Source organism: Knoellia locipacati, from assembly GCF_044791685.1.
Taxonomy (GTDB): domain Bacteria; phylum Actinomycetota; class Actinomycetes; order Actinomycetales; family Dermatophilaceae; genus Knoellia; species Knoellia locipacati_A.
Map to the genome: position 1 here is coordinate 2,096,827 of NZ_CP087730.1, position 17,876 is coordinate 2,114,702.

Consider the following 17,876-nt stretch of genomic DNA (forward strand, 5'->3'; position numbering starts at 1 on the left):
GGCGGGCTACTCGATGACGAGGACGCGCGCATGCAGCGTCGGGCGCTGGTGCAGGGCCGCGCGCAGCGCCCGGTGCAGGCCGTCCTCGAGGTAGAGCGTGCCCTCGAACTCGACCACGTGGGCGAACAGGTCGCCGTAGAAGGTCGAGTCCTCGGAGAGCAGCATGCCGAGGTCGAGCGTGCGCTTGGTCGTCACGAGGTCGTCGAGGCGGACCAGACGCGGGGGCACGTTCGACCACTGACGCGTGCTGTACCCGTGCTCGGGGTACGGACGCGTGTCGCCGACGGCCTTGAAGATCACGTCGCCACTGTATGGGCCACGGTGGCCTGAGGCGCGCAGCCCCTCGCGTCGTGAGCGCACTGTGACCTGCCCGGTATGCCGTCCGGCCGACTCCTGTGGGTAGGGCTGACTCGAGATCGCGTTCTGGGGTGACCATCGGGTCGACCTGGCGGCACCGACCAACCGGACGCAAGCACGCCCCCGTATGCCGTCGGCCCGCCTTCCGCCCGCACTAGAGTGCCGAAGGTGACCGAGAACGCGACGCCCGAGAAGCCCGCCACCGACGCCACCGCTGCTTCCACGGAGGGTCCAGCGCCCGCCGAGACCCCTGCGGCCGAGGGCAGTGCCCACCTCGACGAGATCCGGGCCGGCTACGCCTTCGACGGGCCGTCGCTCAACTTCGGCGCCGCGGTCATCGACGACACCGCCCACGCCGACGCCCCGGTGCAGATCCCGCTCGCCGTCCTCAACCGGCACGGCCTGGTCGCCGGGGCCACCGGCACCGGCAAGACGAAGACGCTCCAGCTCATGGCCGAGCAGCTCTCCGGCCAGGGCGTCCCGGTCTTCCTCGCCGACATCAAGGGCGACCTCTCCGGGCTCGCGAGCCCCGGCGAGCCCAATGACAAGCTCACGGCCCGCGCGACGGACGTCGGGCAGGACTGGCAGGCCACGGCATACCCCACGGAGTTCCTCTCCCTCGGTGGCGAGGGCAAGGGCGTGCCGATCCGCGCGACGATCACCGACTTCGGTCCGACGCTCCTCTCCAAGGTCCTTGGGCTCAACGACACCCAAGAGTCGAGCCTCGGGCTCGTCTTCCACTACGCCGACAAGAACGGCCTCGCCCTCCTCGACCTCAAGGACCTGCGCGCCGTCATCAGCCACCTCGTGAGCGACGAGGGCAAGCCCGAGCTCAAGGCGCTCGGCGGCCTCTCGTCCGCGACGGCGGGGGTCATCCTGCGCGAGCTCATCGCGTTCGAGGACCAAGGGGCCGACGCGTTCTTCGGCGAGCCGGCGTTCGAGACCAGCGACCTCATGCGCACGACGAGCGACGGCAAGGGCCTCGTCACCTGCCTCGAGCTGCCCGGCGTCCAGGACCGGCCGGCGCTCTTCTCGACGTTCCTCATGTGGATGCTGGCCGACCTCTTCCAGGACCTGCCCGAGGTCGGTGACGTCGACAAGCCCAAGCTCGTCTTCTTCTTCGACGAGGCGCACCTGCTCTTCAATGACGCGAGCAAGGCCTTCCAGGACGCGATCGAGCAGACCGTCCGGCTCATCCGGTCCAAGGGCGTGGGTGTCTTCTTCGTGACGCAGTCGCCCAAGGACGTGCCGTCCGGCGTCCTCGGCCAGCTCGGCAACCGGGTCCAGCACGCGCTGCGCGCCTTCACCCCCGACGACGCCAAGGCGCTCAAGGCGGCGGTGAAGACCTACCCTCACAGCGAGTACGACCTCGAGGAGCTGCTCACCTCGCTCGGCACGGGTGAGGCCGTGGTCACCGTGCTGTCCGAGAAGGGCGCGCCGACCCCGGTGGCGTGGACGCGCATGCGCGCACCGCAGTCACTCATGGCGCCGTCGCCGGACGCGCTGCTCGACTCGACCATCGCGGCGTCACCGATCGGGGCCAAGTACGCCGCCGTCGCCGACCGCGAGTCGGCCTACGAGAAGCTCGCCGCACGGGTCCAGGCCACCGCCCCCGCAGCCGAGGCGCCCCACAGGTCACCGGCGCCGACCCCGGCGAAGAAGACCGCGGCACCCAAGGAGGACCCGGGCCTCGTCGAGCAGGTGGTCAAGTCCAGCGCGTTCCGTTCGGCGCTGCGCTCGGCCGGCACGGTGATCGGCCGCGAGATCACCCGCTCGATCTTCGGCACCCGCAAGCGCTGAGCCGGTGAGCACGCGGGCTCGCCCGGGCACGGCGGAGACTCAGAGGCTGAGCAGGGCCTTCGCGTAGGCGCACTCGACATCGGGATCGGTGACCGTATGCCGTGAGCCCGCGTTCCCGGCATACGTCACCTCCCAGCCCTCGGGGGTGCGCATCAGGGACTCGAGCCGGTCGCCCAGGAGACCGCGCAGCTGGTCCTCGCGGGGGAGCCACACCGCCTTGTCGAGGCTGACCGAGTCCAGCGCCCACTCGGTGGTGCCGTTGAACCCGAGCACCGTCTGCTCACCGAAGGTCTGCGGCTCGACCGTGAGGTCGCTGACCCAGAAGACCTGGCCGGTGAGGAGCTCGGCGTCGATGACGAAGCGGTCGCCGGCGGCGGGCTGCCACAGGACACCGGCGTCGTGGACGATGCGGCGGGCGAGGTCGAGGCTGATCACGTCCCCATCATGTCCCGCGTCGGTGCCGCATCGGTGCCGCATCGGTGCCGCGGTCAGCGCGCGGTGAGGGACGCCCGCGAGACGGGAAAGTCGAAGAACGTCGTCGGGAACAGCTCCGGCTTGTGGGTGAAGTGCCACCACTCCTCGGGCAGGTTGACGAAACCCTCGTCGCCGAGGACGCCCACGAGCAGGTCGCGGTTGGCGCGTGCCTCACCGGTGACGACCGGGTTCGCGGTGTGCGAGAGGACGTCGAAGCAGTCGAAGGCGGTCCCCATGTCGAGCGAGGCGTCGGGCACGCGATCGGCCACCGGGCCGAAGCAGGACCCGCCGGGCTGGGGTGAGTGAGGGGTCGGGCCGGGAGGCGCGTCGAGCGGCTGGATCGTGAGGTCGACGGTGCTCGCGCGGCTGTGCCCGGACTTCGCGGCGATGTAGCCGTCCTCGAAGAGCCGTGACTTCTCGACCCGCGGGTAGAACTCCGACTTCATCTGCTCGTCGTCGAGGTCCTCGGCCCAGCGGACGAAGTGGTCGACGGCGCCCTGCGGCCGGTAGCAGTCGTAGACCTTGAGGGTGAGGCCCTGTTGCCGCAGGACGTCCTGCGCCCGTGAGAGCGCCTCGGCCGCAGGACGGGTCAGGAGGCAGAGCGGCGCCCGGTAGTCGTCGATCCGCTCGCCGACGAAGTTGTGGCTCGTGGTGTAGCGCATCTCGTGGACGATCGTCGGGTCGACGTCGCGCAGGGCGACGATCTCCGGCGGCGCGCTCGGATGACCCTGTGCCGCAGCGCTGCTCGTCGCCCTGACGCCTCCCGAGGGGGCCGCGACGGCGCCGGACGAGACGGCTCCCGCCGACATGGTGGCGGCGACCGTGAGGCCGAGGATGAGGGCTGGGAGCGTGCGACGAGTCATGCCTCGTTCCTAGCAGCGGTCGCGTGGGGCCGCCACCGGAACGGTCGTCACCACCAGGAGATCACCGTCGCGGCGCCCCCGATGACGGCGGCGAAGCGCAGCGCCCGACCGAGCAGCCCGGTCACGAGGAAGACGACCAGGGGCACCCTGAGCGCCCCCGCGAGGACGGCGATCACGGCATACGGAGGGATGCCCACGACGGCCGAGAGGAGGAGCAGTCCCACGGCGTACCAAGGACGCCCCTCGGTGCGTGAGCGCCACCGCGCGAGGGCCGCCTTGGCCCTCGGCTTCTGCATGCGCCGCGCGACGAAGCCGAAGCGTTCGAGCTCGCGGCCGCCGTAGTACCAGAAGAGCTTGCCGAGCATCTGGCCGACGGACGAGACCGCGATGATGACCCACGTGGGTGCGTCGCCCTGGGTCGCCGCGAGCGCGACGATGGCCTCGATGTTGATGAGCGGGACGAGGGCCGAGGCGACGGCGAACCCGGCGATGCTGAGGACCTCAGCCCACATCGGTGGGCACCGGCAGCCCGATCCGCAACAGCCGGGCGACCGACCAGCACTTGAGGGCGAGGAGGGCGAGCGCGATGACCAGGCCGACCCACATCCAGCCGGTCACGAGCAGAAGCACCGCGAAGAGGGCGCTGTTGACGGCCTTGGCCGGCTTGGACCAGTTCCACAGCCAGATCGTCCGGTCGACGACGTAGAAGTAGTTGGGGCTGCGGATCGGCCAGGCGAGGAAGGCCAGCGACAGGAACGTGTCGACGACCATGAACTCGGCGAGGTAGGTGAACACCGCCGGTGCGAGGCCGGGCTCGAGCCACGCGAGCCCGACGTAGAACGCTCCGGCGTTGAAGCGGTCCGAGAAGATGTCGAGCACGGCGCCGATCCGGGTCTCGCACCGGCGCAGCCGCGCCCACGTCCCGTCGAGGATGTCGCCGACCCAGTAGATGCCCAGCGCCACGACGAGCAGGGTGAGGCTGCCCTCGACGGCTCCCCATGCGGCCACCGCCGCCGACGCCACCGTGCGCACGGCAGTGATGACCGTCGCCCCGGTCCACAGGTGCTCGCGCAGGATCCCGACGTCGGCCGATGTCCCCCCGTCCAGCACTGGTCCCGGCATTGGCTCAGGATAGGTGGCCGGAGCCGATCGCGCGCCGTCTCAGCCGAGCAGGGCGGCGATGAGGAGGATCACCGGCACCGACCCCATCGTGGTGATGAGGATCGTGTCGCGCGCGAGCACCGTCGCGCGGTCGTAACGGGTGGCGTGGACGAAGATGTTCTGCGCCGTGGGCAGGGCCGACGTCACGACGATGGCGAGCAGGGCGGGGCCCTCCACGCCGAGCGCGAAGCGCGCCACGGCATACGCCACGAGCGGCTGCACGAACAGCTTGAGCGCGGAGGTCGTCGCGAGCTCGGCGACCGAGCCGGCGGCACCCAGCCCGGGACCGAGCCGGAGCGCGATGCCGTAGGCGAGGAGCATCGCCGGCACCGCGACGTTGCCGAGCAGCTCGAGCGGGTTGCCCACGGACTCCGGCAGCGTCCACCCGGTGACCGAGAGCAGGACGCCGATGAGCGAGCCGACCGTGAGCGGGTTCCGGAGCGGCCGGGTGACGAGCTGGCCGAGCGACGGCGTGCGGCCGAGGGCGTCGGTGTCGAGCAGTGCCAGCGCGATCGGCTGGAGCACGAGCAGCTGGAGCAGGAGCGTCGGTGCGACGAGGGCGGCGTCGCCGAGGACGTAGCTCGCCACCGGGATCCCCAGGTTCCCCGCATTGACGTATGCCGCGGAGAGCGCTCCGATCGTCGCGTCGCCGAGCCGTCGCCGCCAGATGAACCGGGCGCCCGCGGCGTAGACCAGGACCGGGACGAGCACGGCGGCCGAGGTGGCGAGGAGGTTGGCGGACAGGACGTTGTGCACGTCCGCCCGGCTCAGGGTCATGACCATGAGGGCCGGCGAGCCGACGAAGAAGGCGACCTGCGACAGCACCCGCTGGGCGGTGAGGTCGACGATGCGCAGGTGGGCGAGGAGCGCACCGACGGCGATGACCACGCCGATGGTCGCGAACCCCGTGAAGACTCCCTGCACCCGTGCAGGCTAGATGCCCGGATGGATGAGCCGGGGAGCCGTCTCACCGGATTCACCCCTCGTCGTCCCCATCACCGGGGGACTCGAAAGTGTCGTTCCGGAGGCGGACCACCGTTCCTAGACTCCGAGCACGGGGTGCGGGCCGTGCCCACGGGAGGTGAGTGTCGGCATGCCCCCTTGACCGGAAAGGGGAAGGACTCATGCCCACCGTGACCGCGAACCCCAGACGTCGACTCGTCGTCGCCCTCACCCTCTGCTCACTGGTTCCCACGGCTCTGATGCCGGTAGCGGCTGCAGGCTCTCCGCCGCCGGGATGGACCAACGAGCGACTCCTGAGCTGCGACGGACAGGAGGTCCTCACAGCACTGACGCCGGCTGGGTTCGGGACGCCGTTCCACGTCGTCGACAGCCCTGACGTCATCATCCCCAAGCACGTCGAGGTGGTGTTCACCCCCGGGACCGATCCCGTCGTCACCCTCGATGTTCCCGGGTTCGACCCGACCGGCGACGGCGTCGTCCTCTGCGAGTACGTCGACCCGGTGGGCCTTGCCGTCGAGTTCAGCGGTCTCCGGGTCTGACCCGGAGGTGGGTTTCTCCGCTCCGGCACGGGCGCGCCCGGGCGTCCCTACGATGTAGTAGCGGGACGCAGAGCGACTCGCTGGCCCAGTCGGGCAGAAGGAGAACTCCGTGGCCGGAGCAGATCGGGACCTCACCCCACTGGCCCCCGTGGGCCTGGGGCGGACCCGTTCGGGTCCGGTCCGTCAGCAGCGCCCGGTCTACGTCGACCTGCTCCCGCCCTGCAACGTCGGCTGCCCCGCGGGGGAGAACATCCAGGCCTGGCTCGGGCTCGTCAAGGCGGGTCGCGAGGAGGACGCTTGGCGCCAGCTCACGGCCGACAACCCGTTGCCGGCCGTCCATGGGCGTGTCTGCTACCACCCGTGCGAGGCGGCCTGCAACCGCGTCGAGCTCGACGGAGCCGTCTCGATCCACGGCGTCGAGCGCCACCTCGGCGACCTTGCGATCGAGCGTGGATGGCGCTTCCATTCACCTCCGGCGCCGACCGGCCGACGCGTCCTCGTCGTCGGGTCGGGACCCAGTGGTCTCTCCGCGGCCTACCACCTCGCCCGCTTCGGGCACGAGGTCACGGTGCGTGACAGCGGCGCCGAGCCGGGCGGGATGATGCGCTACGGCATACCGTCCTATCGGCTGCCGCGTGCGGTGCTCGACGCGGAGATCGACCGGATCCGGGGGCTCGGCGTCGTCTTCGAGCAGGACCACCGGGTGGAGGACCTCGACGTCGAGCGTCGTGACGGTGGGTTCGACGCGGTCTTCGTGGCAGTGGGGGCCCATCTGTCGACGCGGGTCGACATCCCGAACCAGGACGCGTCGCGCGTCCTCGACGCCGTGAGCTTCCTGCGTGACGCCGCCGGTGGGGCGGGCTCGCCGCTGACCGGACGGGTCGCGGTCTACGGCGGCGGCAACACGGCGATGGACGCCGCGCGCGTCGCCCGCCGGCTCGGCGCCGACGACACGGTCATCGTCTACCGCCGCACCCGCGAGCAGATGCCGGCCCACGAGTCCGAGGCGCAGGACGCCGAGGAGGAGGGCATCCGGATCAGCTGGCTGCGCACCATCGCGTCGATGGGTGAGGGCGACCTCACCGTCGAGGTGCAGGAGCTCGACGAGCACGGGAAGCCACACGGCACAGGGCAGTTCGAGACCCTCGAGGCGGACACCGTGATCCTTGCGATCGGCCAGGAGAGCGACACGACGTTCCTGCGCGGGGTGCCCGGGATCGAGTTCCAGCGAGACACGCTCCGGGTCGACAAGGACACCCTCATGACGGGTGCGGCCGGGATCTTCGCCGGCGGCGACGCAGTCCCCAGCCAGCGCAACGTCACCGTCGGCGTCGGTCACGGCAAGCGGGCCGCTCGCTCCATCGACGCCTGGCTCCGTGGCGTCGCGCACGAGCAGGCGCCCAAGCACCCGCACGCCACCTTCGACAAGCTCAACCTTTGGTACTTCGGCGCCCACGACCGGCGGGAGCAGGTCGAGCTCGACCCCCGGGCCCGGGCCGACACCTTCGACGAGGTGCTCACGGGGCTGTCACCGGCGGAGGCCGCCTTCGAGGCCGGGCGCTGCCTGTCCTGCGGGAACTGCTTCGAGTGCGACGGCTGCCTCGGCGCCTGCCCCGAGGACGCAGTCATCAAGCTCGGCGAGGGCCTCCGCTACGAGTTCGACCTCAACCAGTGCACGGGCTGCGGCGCCTGCTACCGCCAGTGCCCGGTCCATGCCATCGAGATGGTCCCGGAGAGATGACCCATGCGCGTGACGATCGATGGCAACCAGGCGGCGGTCGACGTCGCCTACCGACTGAGCGAGCTGTGCGCGATCTACCCGATCACGCCGTCGTCGACGATGGCCGAGCTGGCCGACGAGTGGGCCAGCCACGGGCGGACCAACGTCATGGGGACCGTCCCCACGGTCATCGAGATGCAGAGCGAGGGCGGTGCGGCCGGCGCGATGCACGGCGCCCTCCAGGGCGGGGCACTGAGCACGACCTTCACGGCGTCGCAGGGTCTGCTCCTCATGATTCCCAACATGTACAAGATCGCCGGTGAGCTGACGTCCACCGTGTTCCACGTGGCGGCCAGATCCGTTGCCGCACAGGGGCTGTCGATCTTCGGCGACCACTCGGACGTCATGGCCGTGCGCCAGACCGGCTTCGCCCTGCTGTCCTCGGCCTCGGTGCAGGAGGCGCACGACCTCGCCCTCGTCGCCCACGCGGCCACCCTGCGCACCCGGGTGCCGTTCGTCCACTTCTTCGACGGGTTCCGCACCTCGCACGAGCTCAACACGATCGAGCTCATCGACGACGACGTGCTCCGTGCTGTCGTCCCCGAGCACCTGGTCCGCCAGCACCGGGCGCGGGCCCTCACGCCCGAGCACCCGTTCATCCGGGGCACCGCCCAGAACCCCGACGTCGCGTTCCAGGCCCGCGAGACGGTGAACCCGTTCCTCGACCGGGTCGCGGGCGTGGTGCAGGAGTTCATGGACGAGGTCGCCACGCACACGGGCCGCAACTACCGCGTCGCCGAGTACTCCGGTCACCCCGAGGCCGAGCGGGTCGTCGTCGTCATGGGCTCGGCGGGCGAGACGGTCCGCGAGACCGTGGCCCACCTCGTCGCCGGTGGTGAGCGGGTCGGTGTCGTCCAGCTGCGCCTCTACCGTCCCTTCCCGGCGGCCGAGCTGCTCGCCGCGCTGCCCGACAGCGTGCGGCAGGTGGCCGTCCTCGACCGCACCAAGGAGGCGGGCTCCCACGGCGAGCCGCTCTACCTCGACGTCGTCGCCACCCTCGCCGAGGCCCACGAGCGCGGTGACCGCGCCACCGTCCCGCGGGTCATCGGTGGTCGCTACGGCCTGTCGTCCAAGGAGCTGACCCCCGGCATGGTCGCCGGTGTCTTCGCCGAGCTGGCGCTCGCCCAGCCGCGTCGCCGGTTCACCCTCGGCATCACCGACGACGTCGGCGGCACGAGCCTCGACTACGACCACGACCTCGACATCGAGGACCCGCAAACCCTGCGCGCGGTCTTCTACGGCCTCGGATCGGACGGCACGGTCGGCGCCAACAAGAACACCATCAAGATCCTCGGTGAGGACCCCGACGTGCACGCGCAGGCGTACTTCGTCTACGACTCCAAGAAGTCCGGCGGCCTCACCGTTTCGCACCTGCGCTTCGGTCCGCACCCGATCCACGCGCCCTACCTCGTGAGCCGCGCGGGCTTCGTGGGCTGCCACCACCTCGGACTGCTCGACACCGTCGACGTGCTCGCCTGCGCCGAGGACGGGGCGACGCTGCTGCTCAACGCCCCGCAACCGCCCGAGGAGGTCTGGGACGCGATCCCCGGCCCCGTGCAGCAGGAGATCATCGACAGGCACCTGCGCCTGTATGCCGTGGACGCGACGACCGTGGCCCGTCTCGCGGGCCTGCCGGGCCGCACCAACACCGTGCTCCAGACGTGCTTCTTCGCGATCTCCGGCGTCCTGCCCGCGGAGGAGGCGATCACCCGGGTCAAGGCGTCGATCCGCGCGACCTACGGCCGCCGGGGCGCCGAGGTGGTGCGGCGGAACGAGGCCGCCGTCGACGCCACTCTTGCGGCGCTGCACGAGGTCCCGGTCCCCGGAGCCAGGTCGTCCGAGCGCGAGCTGCCCGACGTCGTGCCGCAGCACGCGCCGGAGTTCGTGCGCACGGTGACGGCCGAGATGATGGCCGGCCGCGGCGACGCCCTCCCCGTGAGCGCGATGCCGGTGGACGGCACGTACCCCAGTGGCACCACGGCATACGAGAAACGTCGGATCTCCGACCTCGTCGCCGACTGGGACCCGGACACCTGCATCCAGTGCGGCACGTGCAGCTTCGTCTGCCCGCACAGCGTCATCCGCTCGAAGTTCTTCGACGAGGGCGCCCTTGACGGTGCGCCCGAGGGGTTCCGCTCGGCTCCGCTGAACTCGGTCGGCCTCCCCGAGTCGCGCTACACACTGCAGGTCTACGTCGAGGACTGCACCGGCTGCGGCCTGTGCGTCGAGGCCTGCCCCGTGAGCCCGCTCAGCATTCCCGGTATGCCGGGGGAGCCGGAGCGCAAGGCCATCAACCTCGCGCCGCTCGAGCCCCTGCTCGGGCCCGAGCGCGAGAACATCACCTTCTTCGAGTCCCTGCCGGTGAACGACCGCTCGCGCGTCGACTTCGGGACGGTCCGCGGCACGCAGTTCCTCCTTCCCCTCTTCGAGTTCTCCGGGGCCTGTGCCGGCTGCGGTGAGACGCCGTACCTCAAGGTGCTCACCCAGCTCTTCGGCGAGCGGCTGACGGTGGCCAACGCGACCGGCTGCTCCTCGATCTACGGCGGCAACCTCCCGACGACGCCGTGGACCAAGAACGCGCAGGGCCGGGGTCCGGCCTGGTCGAACTCGCTCTTCGAGGACAACGCCGAGTTCGGGCTCGGGCTTCGGCTCGCCGCCGACCTCCACGAACGGCTGGCCCGCGAGCGCCTCACCCAGCTCCGCGACGAGGTGGGTGCCGACCTCACCGACGCCATCCTCGGTGCCGGGCAGGTGCGCGAGTTCGAGCTGACCGCGCAACGAGAGCGGGTCGCCGAGCTGCTGCGGCGCCTCGATTCGATGTCCGGGCCGGTGGTGTGCGACCTGCGCAGCGTCGCTGACCACCTCCTGAGGCGGACCGTCTGGATCGTCGGCGGGGACGGCTGGGCCTACGACATCGGGTCGGGCGGCCTCGACCACGTGCTCGCCAGCGGCCGCAACGTCAACGTGCTCGTTCTCGACACCGAGGTGTACTCCAACACCGGCGGGCAGTCGTCCAAGGCGACGCCGATCGGAGCGGTGGCCAAGTTCGCGTCGGCGGGCAAGGTCATGGCGAAGAAGGACCTCGCCCTCCAGGCCATCGCCTACGGCAACGTCTACGTGGCCCGGGTGGCGATGGGCGCCGACCCGCACCAGACGCTCACGGCGATGCGCGAGGCCGAGGCCTACGACGGGCCGTCGCTCGTCATCGCCTACAGCCACTGCATCGCGCACGGCATCGAGATGAGCAAGGGCCTGGACCAGCAGTACCGCGCCGTGGCCTCCGGGCACTGGCCGCTCGTGCGCTACGACCCGGCGGTGCGGGCGATCGGGGGCAACCCGTTCCAGCTCGACTCGCCGCGTCCGCGCATCCCGCTCGAGGACTACATCTACAACGAGCTGCGCTACCGGATGCTGCGCAACTCCGACCCCGCCGAGGCCGAGCGACTGCTCCACCTGGCGCAGGAGGCGGTCGACCAGCGGTGGCAGACGTACGAGGAGATGGCGACCCGGGGAGCGGAGAGGTTCCCCGCGGATGCGAGGAGGGCGCCGTGACCGACCTGTCGACGAGCTACCTCGGCCTCGCCCTGCGCAACCCGCTCGTCGCGAGCGCCTCCCCGCTCTCGCAGGGGGTGGACCGGGTCCGCGCGCTCGCAGACGCCGGCGTCGGGGCGGTCGTCATGTACTCGCTCTTCGAGGAGGAGGTGCACCGCGACCAGCTGCATGATCTCATGGTCACCGAGACCCACGAGAACGCGTTCGGCGAGGCCCAGTCGTACTTCCCCTCGACCGCAGCCCAAGGTGGCAGTGGTCCCGAGTCCGGTGGGGCGGATCGCTACCTGCGCCTGCTCGAGCAGGCCGCCGTGTCGGTGGACGTCCCCGTCATCGCCAGCCTCAACGGCAGCACACCCGGGGGATGGGTGGGATTCGCGCGGTCGATGCAGGACGCCGGCGCGGCCGCCGTCGAGCTCAACGTCTACTTCGTCCCGGGAGACCCGCACACGAGCGGCAGGGACGTCGAGGACCGGCACGTCGAGATCCTCCAGCAGGTCAAGGCCGCCGTCACCGTGCCGGTGGCGGTCAAGCTCAGCCCGCACTTCAGCTCCATGGGTGAGATGGCGATGCGCCTCGACCGGGCCGGCGCCGACGGACTGGTGCTCTTCAACCGCTTCCTCCAGCCCGACGTCGACCCCGAGCAGCTCGTCGTCACGACGAGCACCGGCCTGTCCGCTCCGGCCGAGGCACGGCTGCCCCGGACGTGGATCGCGATCCTGCACGGCCACGTCACCGCCTCGCTCGCGGCGACGACCGGTGTGGACCAGGCCGAGGACGTCGCCGCGTACCTGCTGGCGGGCGCCGACGTGGTCATGACGGCCTCCGCGCTGCTGCGACACGGGTTGGGCCACGCCGCAGTGCTCCTCGACGGGCTCGACGAGTGGATGCGGCGCAAGGGCTTCGGGACGCTCGACGAGCTCCGCGGGCGGTTGGCCGTGCCGGTGGGGGTCGACCACGACGCCTACGAACGGGCCGGCTACGTCGCGGCCCTGCAGCAGCTGCGCCGAACCTATGGCGACCCTTTGGGGGCTCGCAGCTGAACCGAGGTCAGCCGCCCGGGCGGAGGACGGGTCCGAGCGTGTCGAGCACGGACGCGTCCTCGATCGTCCCGGGCACGGTGGGCGTGCGGCCGTCGGCGATCTCGCGCATCGTCTTGCGCAGGATCTTGCCGGAGCGCGTCTTGGGCAGGGCGGCGACGATGTCGACCTGCCGCAGTGCCGCCACCGCGCCGACCTCGTCACGGACGCGCTTCACGAGCTCTGCCCGGATCCGGTCGCCTTCGACGCCGTCGGAGTCGACGCCGCCCTTGAGGACGACGAGCCCGCGGGGCAGCTGGCCCTTGAGCTCGTCGGCGACACCGATGACGGCGCACTCGGCGACGTCGGGATGGCCGGCGAGGGCCGCCTCGATCGAGCCGGTCGAGAGCCGGTGCCCGGCGACGTTGAGCACGTCGTCGGTGCGGCCCATGACGAACAGGTAGCCGTCCTCGTCGACGAGGCCACCGTCACCCGTCGCGTAGTAGCCGGGGTAGGTCGAGAGGTAGCCGTCGACGTAGCGCTGGTCGTCGCCCCACAGCGTGACCAGGGTCCCGGGCGGGAGGGGCAGACGGATCGCGATCGCGCCCTCCTCGCCCGCAGGCAGGGGTGCACCGGTCTCGTCGAGGATCGAGACGGCATACCCCGGCATGGGGACCGAGGGGGAGCCGGACTTGATGGGCAGCGGCTCCAGACCGCGGGGGTTCGCCGCGATCGGCCACCCGGTCTCGGTCTGCCACCAGTTGTCGACCACGGGCACCCCGAGCGTCGACGTCGCCCACTCGTAGGTGTCGGGGTCGAGGCGCTCGCCCGCGAGGAAGACCGTCTCGAGCGAGGAGACGTCGTAGTCGCGCAGCAGCTCGCCCCTGGCGTCGTCGCGCTTGATCGCGCGGTAGGCCGTGGGGGCGGTGAACATCGCCTTGACGCCGTGCTCGGCGATGACCCGCCAGAACGCGCCGGCGTCGGGGGTGCCGACCGGCTTGCCCTCGTAGAGGACGGTGGTGGCCCCGGTGAGCAGCGGCGCGTAGACGATGTAGGAGTGGCCGACGACCCACCCGACGTCGCTCGCGGTGAACCACACGTCACCCGGACCGATGTCGTAGACGTTGGCCATCGACCAGCGCAGCGCGACGGCGTGCCCACCGTTGTCGCGCACGATCCCCTTGGGGCGGCCGGTGGTGCCGGACGTGTACAGGACGTAGAGCGGGTCGGTGGCCGCGACCTCGACGCAGTCGGCCGGCTCGGCGTCGGAGACCAGCTCGTCCCAGTCCATCTCCTCCCAGTCGGTGTCGCGCTCACCCACCGCGGCCCGGGCCTGCTCGCGCTGGAGGACGATGACCGACTCGGGCTTGTGGCTGCTGCGGTCGAGCGCCACGTCGAGCATCGGCTTGTACTCGACGACGCGGCTCGGCTCGATGCCGCAGCTCGCCGCGACGACGACCTTGGGCTCGGCGTCCTCGATCCGCGCGGCCAGCTCCGCCGGGGCGAACCCGCCGAAGACGACCGAGTGGATTGCGCCGAGCCGGGCGCACGCGAGCATGGCGACGACGGCCTCGGGGACCATCGGCATGTAGACGACGACGCGGTCGCCCTTCTCGACCCCCAGGCTCGCGAGCGCTCCGGCGAAGGTCGCGACGCGATCCAGCAGGACGGCATACGACAGCGTCTGCTTGACGCCCGTCACGGGACTGTCGTGGATGAGCGCCGGCTGGTCGCCGCGGCCGTCGCGCACGTGCCGGTCGAGCGCGTTGAAGCACGTGTTGAGGGTGGCGCCGGGGAACCAGCGGTAGAGCGCTGGGTTCGAGTCGTCGAGGATCGTGGTCGGCGGCGTGAGCCACTCGATGCCGTCGGCGGCACGGCGCCAGAACGTCTCCGGGTCCTCGAGGGACTGCGCGTATGCCGTCGCGTAGGCGTCGTTGCTCATGGCACCCATCGTGTCGGTCCGTCGCGTGGCGCGACCAGTGGTTCGACGAGCGGCGAGCCGAGCGGCTCGGCAGGTGCGCCGAGTGGAGGCCGGTCGGTCATCTCCGTGCTGGGTGTCGGGTATCCGGGGTCACCGCTGCGCGCATGGACCCGGATCCCCGACACCCAAGGGGTCAGGTGCCCACTGTGGAGCTCCTCGCGCGAGCGCTGAGCCGATTTCGTCGGCGTTCGACGCTCGGGTAGCCTCCGCGGTGGAGGATTCGCATAGTGGCCTAGTGCGCACGCTTGGAAAGCGTGTTGGGTTAACGCCCTCAGGGGTTCGAATCCCCTATCCTCCGCCGGATGAAGGGCCCCGACCATGCGTCGGGGCCCTTCTGCATCGGGCTCGCCTCCCGGGTGGGAATCCCCCATCCGCCCACGCAGAGCGTGGGACCCGCGCCAGACGGAAGGGCCCCGACCATGTGTCGGGCCTTCTGCATCGGGCTCGACTCCCGGGTGGGAATCCCCCATCCGCCCACGCAGAGCGTGGGACCCGCGCCGGATGAAGGGCCCCGCCGATGCGTCGAGGCCCTTCTGCATGCCCGGTCCGTTTGGAGGGACACGGGGCCCCTCGGGTGGGAGCATCTCGACCATGACGGTCCAAGTGGGGGAGACGGTGCGTCCGGCCGAGCCGGAGGGCGCGCTGGCCCGGCCGGTCCTGCGTCGCATCCTGGCTGCGGTCGTCGTGGCGGCGTGGGTCGCCTGGGCGGTGCCGTCGTGGATGTCGAGCCTGCACGAGGTGAGGCCGCACGAGTTCATCGCCGACGTGGAGTCCGGACGGATCTCGGGCTACCAGGTGGTCACCACCGTCCGCAGCGAGCCGTTCAGCCTCGCCACGCAGTGGATGGCCGACGTGCCTGCCGCCGACGAGCAGGGACGTCCCGTCGACGGGCCGCCGCGCCAGGTCGTTTACATGCTCGAGGGTGAGACGCGGACGCGATGGTCCCCCGAGGTGGCGTTCTCGGTCGGCGAGCGCGACGTCCTGACGGCCTTGATCGAGTCCGGTGCCCGGCCGTTCACCCCCGAGACCCAACCGCCGAGCCGTGACTGGGCGGCCTACCCCGCCCTCGTCGCGGCGGGCCTGGCTCTGGTCGGTCTCGTGCTGCTGCCCCCGACACTGGGCACGAGGCCGTTCTGGGTACTCAGCGCCACCTTGGGCATGGGGCTCGGTGTCGTCGCGTATGCCGTCACCGAACTCTGGTGGCGAGGCTCGCCCTCGGCGGCCGAGGGCGCGCGCCTGCGGTGGTGGCACGGCGTGATCGTGGCGTTCGTGGGTGGGCTCGTGGTCGCCGTCCTGCGCGCCGCCATCACCTGACCCACGCGCGGACGTCGGGCGAGCCACAGTTTCGCGATCCTGACAATCGAGGCATGGCTGCATCGCTCGCGAACGTCTGGCTCGCTGGCCGGAGGGCGCGGCCACCCGAGCGATCCGGAAGTGACGGATCCGTATCTGTTGCGCATGTCCTGACGTGTGGCTAAGTTCCACTGTCAAGACCCCGTGCGTGAATCGTTCACATCGTCGTGAACCCTGAGAAACCGGAGATGTCATGTCCCGTCCGTCAGTCACCCGCCGCACCGCGATCGCCTCCGCGGTCGCCGCGACCCTCGCAGCGGGCGCCGTCCCGCTCACGACCGCGGACGCCGCGGTTCCCGCCGGACCGGTCGGCTGGGTCCAGTCGACCCTCGTCCGGATGACGCTCGAGGAGAAGGTCGGCCAGCTCTTCGTGCAGCAGGTCTACGGACAGGACGCGAACACCCCCGACGCCCGCAACGTCCCCCTCTACGGCGTCGCGAAGCCGTCCGAGGTCGTGCAGAAGTACCACCTCGGCGGGGTCATCTACTTCGCCTGGACCGACTCGGTGAAGAACCCGCAGCAGATCGCGGGCCTGTCCAACGGCCTCCAGCAGGCAGCCCTCGGTCAGGACTCGAAGGTCGACATTCCCCTCGGCATCTCGATCGACCAGGAGCAGGGTGTCGTCACCCGCATCGGCCCGCCCGCCACGCAGTTCCCCGGATCGATGGCGCTCGGCGCCGGCCGGTCCGCGCAGGACGCCCGCACCGCGGCCGCCATCACCGGCCAGGAGCTGCGCGCCATGGGCGTCAACACCAACTTCGCCCCCGTCGCCGACGTCAACGTCAACCCGCTCAACCCGGTCATCGGCACCCGCTCGTTCTCGAGCAAGCCCGAGCTCGCGGCGGAGATGGTGGCCGCGCAGGTGGCCGGCTACCAGGAGGACGGCAAGGTCTCGGCCAGCGCCAAGCACTTCCCCGGCCACGGCGACACCGCGACCGACAGCCACACGGCCTTCCCGGTCATCACCCACACGCGTGAGCAGTGGGAGCAGCTGGACGCGCCGCCGTTCAAGGCCGCCATCGACCAGGGCATCGACATGATCATGACGGCCCACCTCGCCTTCCCGGCCCTCGACGACTCGGGCGACCCGGCGACCCTGAGCAAGCCGATCCTCACCGACCTGCTGCGGGGCGAGCTCGGCTACGACGGCGTCATCGTCACCGACGCCCTCGAGATGGCGGGTGTGCGCGCGCTCTACGGCGACGAGGAGGTCGCCGTCCGCGCCCTCGAGGCCGGCGCCGACCAGCTCCTGATGACGCCGGCCATGGACAAGGCCTACGCCGCCGTGATCGGCGCGGTCGAGAGCGGCCGGATCAGCCAGGCCGACCTCGACGCCAAGGTCCGTCGTGTGCTCGAGCTCAAGGTCGAGCGCGGCATCGTGGCCGACCCGATGGTCGACCCGGCGGCGGTCGACACCGTCGTCGGCACCACCGAGCACCTCGCGACGGCCGACGCCGTCACCAACAGGACGAGCACGCTCATCAAGAACGACGACGGCGTGCTGCCCCTCGCGACGACCGGCAAGAAGGTCCTCGTCACCGGCTACGGCGTGACGACGACCCAGATCCTCGCCGACGGCCTGACCGAGGCCGGGGCCACGACGACGGTCAACCAGACCGGCACCTCGCCCACCGACGCCCAGATCGCGTCGGCGGTCGCCTCGGCACAGGGCAAGGACGCCGTCGTCGTCACGACGATGAAGGCGTGGGACACGAACGTCACCGACAAGCGCGGCGGCCAGCAGAAGCTCGTCAAGGCGCTGCAGGACACCGGGATCCCCGTGATCGTCGTCGCGACCCGCGACCCCTACGACATCGCCTACCTGCCCGGCACGACGACCTACCTCTCGACGTACTCGTACAGCCCGGTTGCCATCAGGGCAGCGGCTCGCGTCATCTCCGGTGCGGTCGCACCGACCGGCAAGCTCCCCGTCGACATCCCCGCCAAGGGCGCGCCGGGCACGGTGCTCTTCCCCTTCGGCCACGGCCTCACCTACTGAAACCCGGCCTTGTGTGCCTGAGCGCGACCTCCGGCTCG

14 protein-coding genes and 1 tRNA gene are annotated in these 17,876 nt (G+C 71.0%); 8 read left to right on the top strand and 7 right to left on the bottom strand.

The features are described 5' to 3' along the window. Positions 1-6: 6 nt before the first annotated feature. The gene (locus LL946_RS09695; protein WP_009776380.1) at positions 7-300 is read right to left on the bottom strand and encodes a type II toxin-antitoxin system VapB family antitoxin; all 294 of its coding nucleotides are present in this window, start codon (positions 298-300) and stop codon (positions 7-9) included. Between the two features lie 339 nt (positions 301-639). Between LL946_RS09695 and LL946_RS09700 the strand changes: the two genes are divergently transcribed. Further along, positions 640-2,157, top strand: coding sequence for a helicase HerA-like domain-containing protein (locus tag LL946_RS09700; protein ID WP_404386849.1), 1,518 nt, complete (start codon positions 640-642; stop codon positions 2,155-2,157). Between the two features lie 39 nt (positions 2,158-2,196). Here the strand turns inward: LL946_RS09700 and LL946_RS09705 are convergent, their stop codons facing one another. From LL946_RS09705 to LL946_RS09725, 5 genes are read right to left on the bottom strand one after another with little or no spacing between them, the layout of a single operon-like run. After that, positions 2,197-2,592 carry a hypothetical protein gene (locus LL946_RS09705; protein WP_404380094.1) on the bottom strand — a complete coding sequence of 132 codons (396 nt, stop codon included), beginning with the start codon at positions 2,590-2,592 and terminating at the stop codon, positions 2,197-2,199. A gap of 53 nt (positions 2,593-2,645) precedes the next feature. Continuing rightward, a complete protein-coding gene (locus tag LL946_RS09710; protein WP_404380096.1) occupies positions 2,646-3,494 on the bottom strand; it encodes a M15 family metallopeptidase in 849 nt (282 codons plus the stop codon). A gap of 47 nt (positions 3,495-3,541) precedes the next feature. Continuing rightward, positions 3,542-4,006 (bottom strand): VTT domain-containing protein, encoded by a 465-nt coding sequence (locus tag LL946_RS09715; protein WP_404380098.1) that lies wholly within the window; start codon positions 4,004-4,006, stop codon positions 3,542-3,544. Next, the gene (locus LL946_RS09720; protein WP_404380100.1) at positions 3,996-4,616 is read right to left on the bottom strand and encodes a CDP-alcohol phosphatidyltransferase family protein; all 621 of its coding nucleotides are present in this window, start codon (positions 4,614-4,616) and stop codon (positions 3,996-3,998) included. The genes LL946_RS09715 and LL946_RS09720 overlap by 11 nt, the downstream gene beginning before the upstream one ends. Positions 4,617-4,655: 39 nt before the next feature. Beyond that, on the bottom strand, positions 4,656-5,579 hold the full coding sequence (locus LL946_RS09725) for an AEC family transporter (protein WP_404380102.1): 924 nt from the start codon (positions 5,577-5,579) through the stop codon (positions 4,656-4,658). 200 nt (positions 5,580-5,779) lie between these two features. Here LL946_RS09725 and LL946_RS09730 point away from each other — a divergent pair, with 200 nt between their 5' ends. The 4 genes from LL946_RS09730 to LL946_RS09745 all read left to right on the top strand — a co-directional run bounded on the left by LL946_RS09730 (position 5,780) and on the right by LL946_RS09745 (position 12,529). Then, positions 5,780-6,157: a hypothetical protein gene (locus LL946_RS09730; RefSeq protein ID WP_404380104.1), complete on the top strand. Its 378-nt coding sequence runs from the start codon at positions 5,780-5,782 to the stop codon at positions 6,155-6,157. Between the two features lie 109 nt (positions 6,158-6,266). Continuing rightward, entirely contained in the window at positions 6,267-7,898 is a 1,632-nt protein-coding gene (locus LL946_RS09735) for an NAD(P)-binding protein (RefSeq protein ID WP_404380106.1), read from the top strand. 3 nt (positions 7,899-7,901) lie between these two features. Next, on the top strand, positions 7,902-11,489 hold the full coding sequence (gene nifJ / locus LL946_RS09740) for a pyruvate:ferredoxin (flavodoxin) oxidoreductase (protein ID WP_404380108.1): 3,588 nt from the start codon (positions 7,902-7,904) through the stop codon (positions 11,487-11,489). After that, positions 11,486-12,529 carry a dihydroorotate dehydrogenase-like protein gene (locus LL946_RS09745; protein WP_404380110.1) on the top strand — a complete coding sequence of 348 codons (1,044 nt, stop codon included), beginning with the start codon at positions 11,486-11,488 and terminating at the stop codon, positions 12,527-12,529. Before nifJ ends, LL946_RS09745 begins: the two co-directional genes overlap by 4 nt. A 7-nt stretch (positions 12,530-12,536) precedes the next feature. Here the strand turns inward: LL946_RS09745 and LL946_RS09750 are convergent, their stop codons facing one another. After that, a complete protein-coding gene (locus LL946_RS09750; protein WP_404380112.1) occupies positions 12,537-14,447 on the bottom strand; it encodes a propionyl-CoA synthetase in 1,911 nt (636 codons plus the stop codon). Positions 14,448-14,699: 252 nt separating this feature from the next. On the opposite strand from LL946_RS09750, the gene LL946_RS09755 reads away from it, so the two are divergent. From LL946_RS09755 to LL946_RS09765, 3 genes are all read left to right on the top strand, one after another. Continuing rightward, a tRNA-Ser gene (locus LL946_RS09755) sits at positions 14,700-14,784 on the top strand. Positions 14,785-15,077: 293 nt separating this feature from the next. Continuing rightward, positions 15,078-15,800, top strand: coding sequence for a hypothetical protein (locus LL946_RS09760; RefSeq protein WP_404380114.1), 723 nt, complete (start codon positions 15,078-15,080; stop codon positions 15,798-15,800). A gap of 232 nt (positions 15,801-16,032) precedes the next feature. After that, a complete protein-coding gene (locus LL946_RS09765; RefSeq protein WP_404380116.1) occupies positions 16,033-17,838 on the top strand; it encodes a glycoside hydrolase family 3 protein in 1,806 nt (601 codons plus the stop codon). Positions 17,839-17,876 lie beyond the last annotated feature (38 nt).

Coding starts and splice junctions, on each gene's coding strand:
- LL946_RS09710 (WP_404380096.1), bottom strand. CDS start 3,494: ATGACTCGTCGCACGCTCCCAGCCCTCATCCTCGGCCTCACGGTCGCC.
- LL946_RS09715 (WP_404380098.1), bottom strand. CDS start 4,006: ATGTGGGCTGAGGTCCTCAGCATCGCCGGGTTCGCCGTCGCCTCGGCC.
- LL946_RS09720 (WP_404380100.1), bottom strand. CDS start 4,616: ATGCCGGGACCAGTGCTGGACGGGGGGACATCGGCCGACGTCGGGATC.
- LL946_RS09730 (WP_404380104.1), top strand. CDS start 5,780: ATGCCCACCGTGACCGCGAACCCCAGACGTCGACTCGTCGTCGCCCTC.
- nifJ (WP_404380108.1), top strand. CDS start 7,902: ATGCGCGTGACGATCGATGGCAACCAGGCGGCGGTCGACGTCGCCTAC.
- LL946_RS09750 (WP_404380112.1), bottom strand. CDS start 14,447: ATGAGCAACGACGCCTACGCGACGGCATACGCGCAGTCCCTCGAGGAC.
- LL946_RS09760 (WP_404380114.1), top strand. CDS start 15,078: ATGACGGTCCAAGTGGGGGAGACGGTGCGTCCGGCCGAGCCGGAGGGC.
- LL946_RS09765 (WP_404380116.1), top strand. CDS start 16,033: ATGTCCCGTCCGTCAGTCACCCGCCGCACCGCGATCGCCTCCGCGGTC.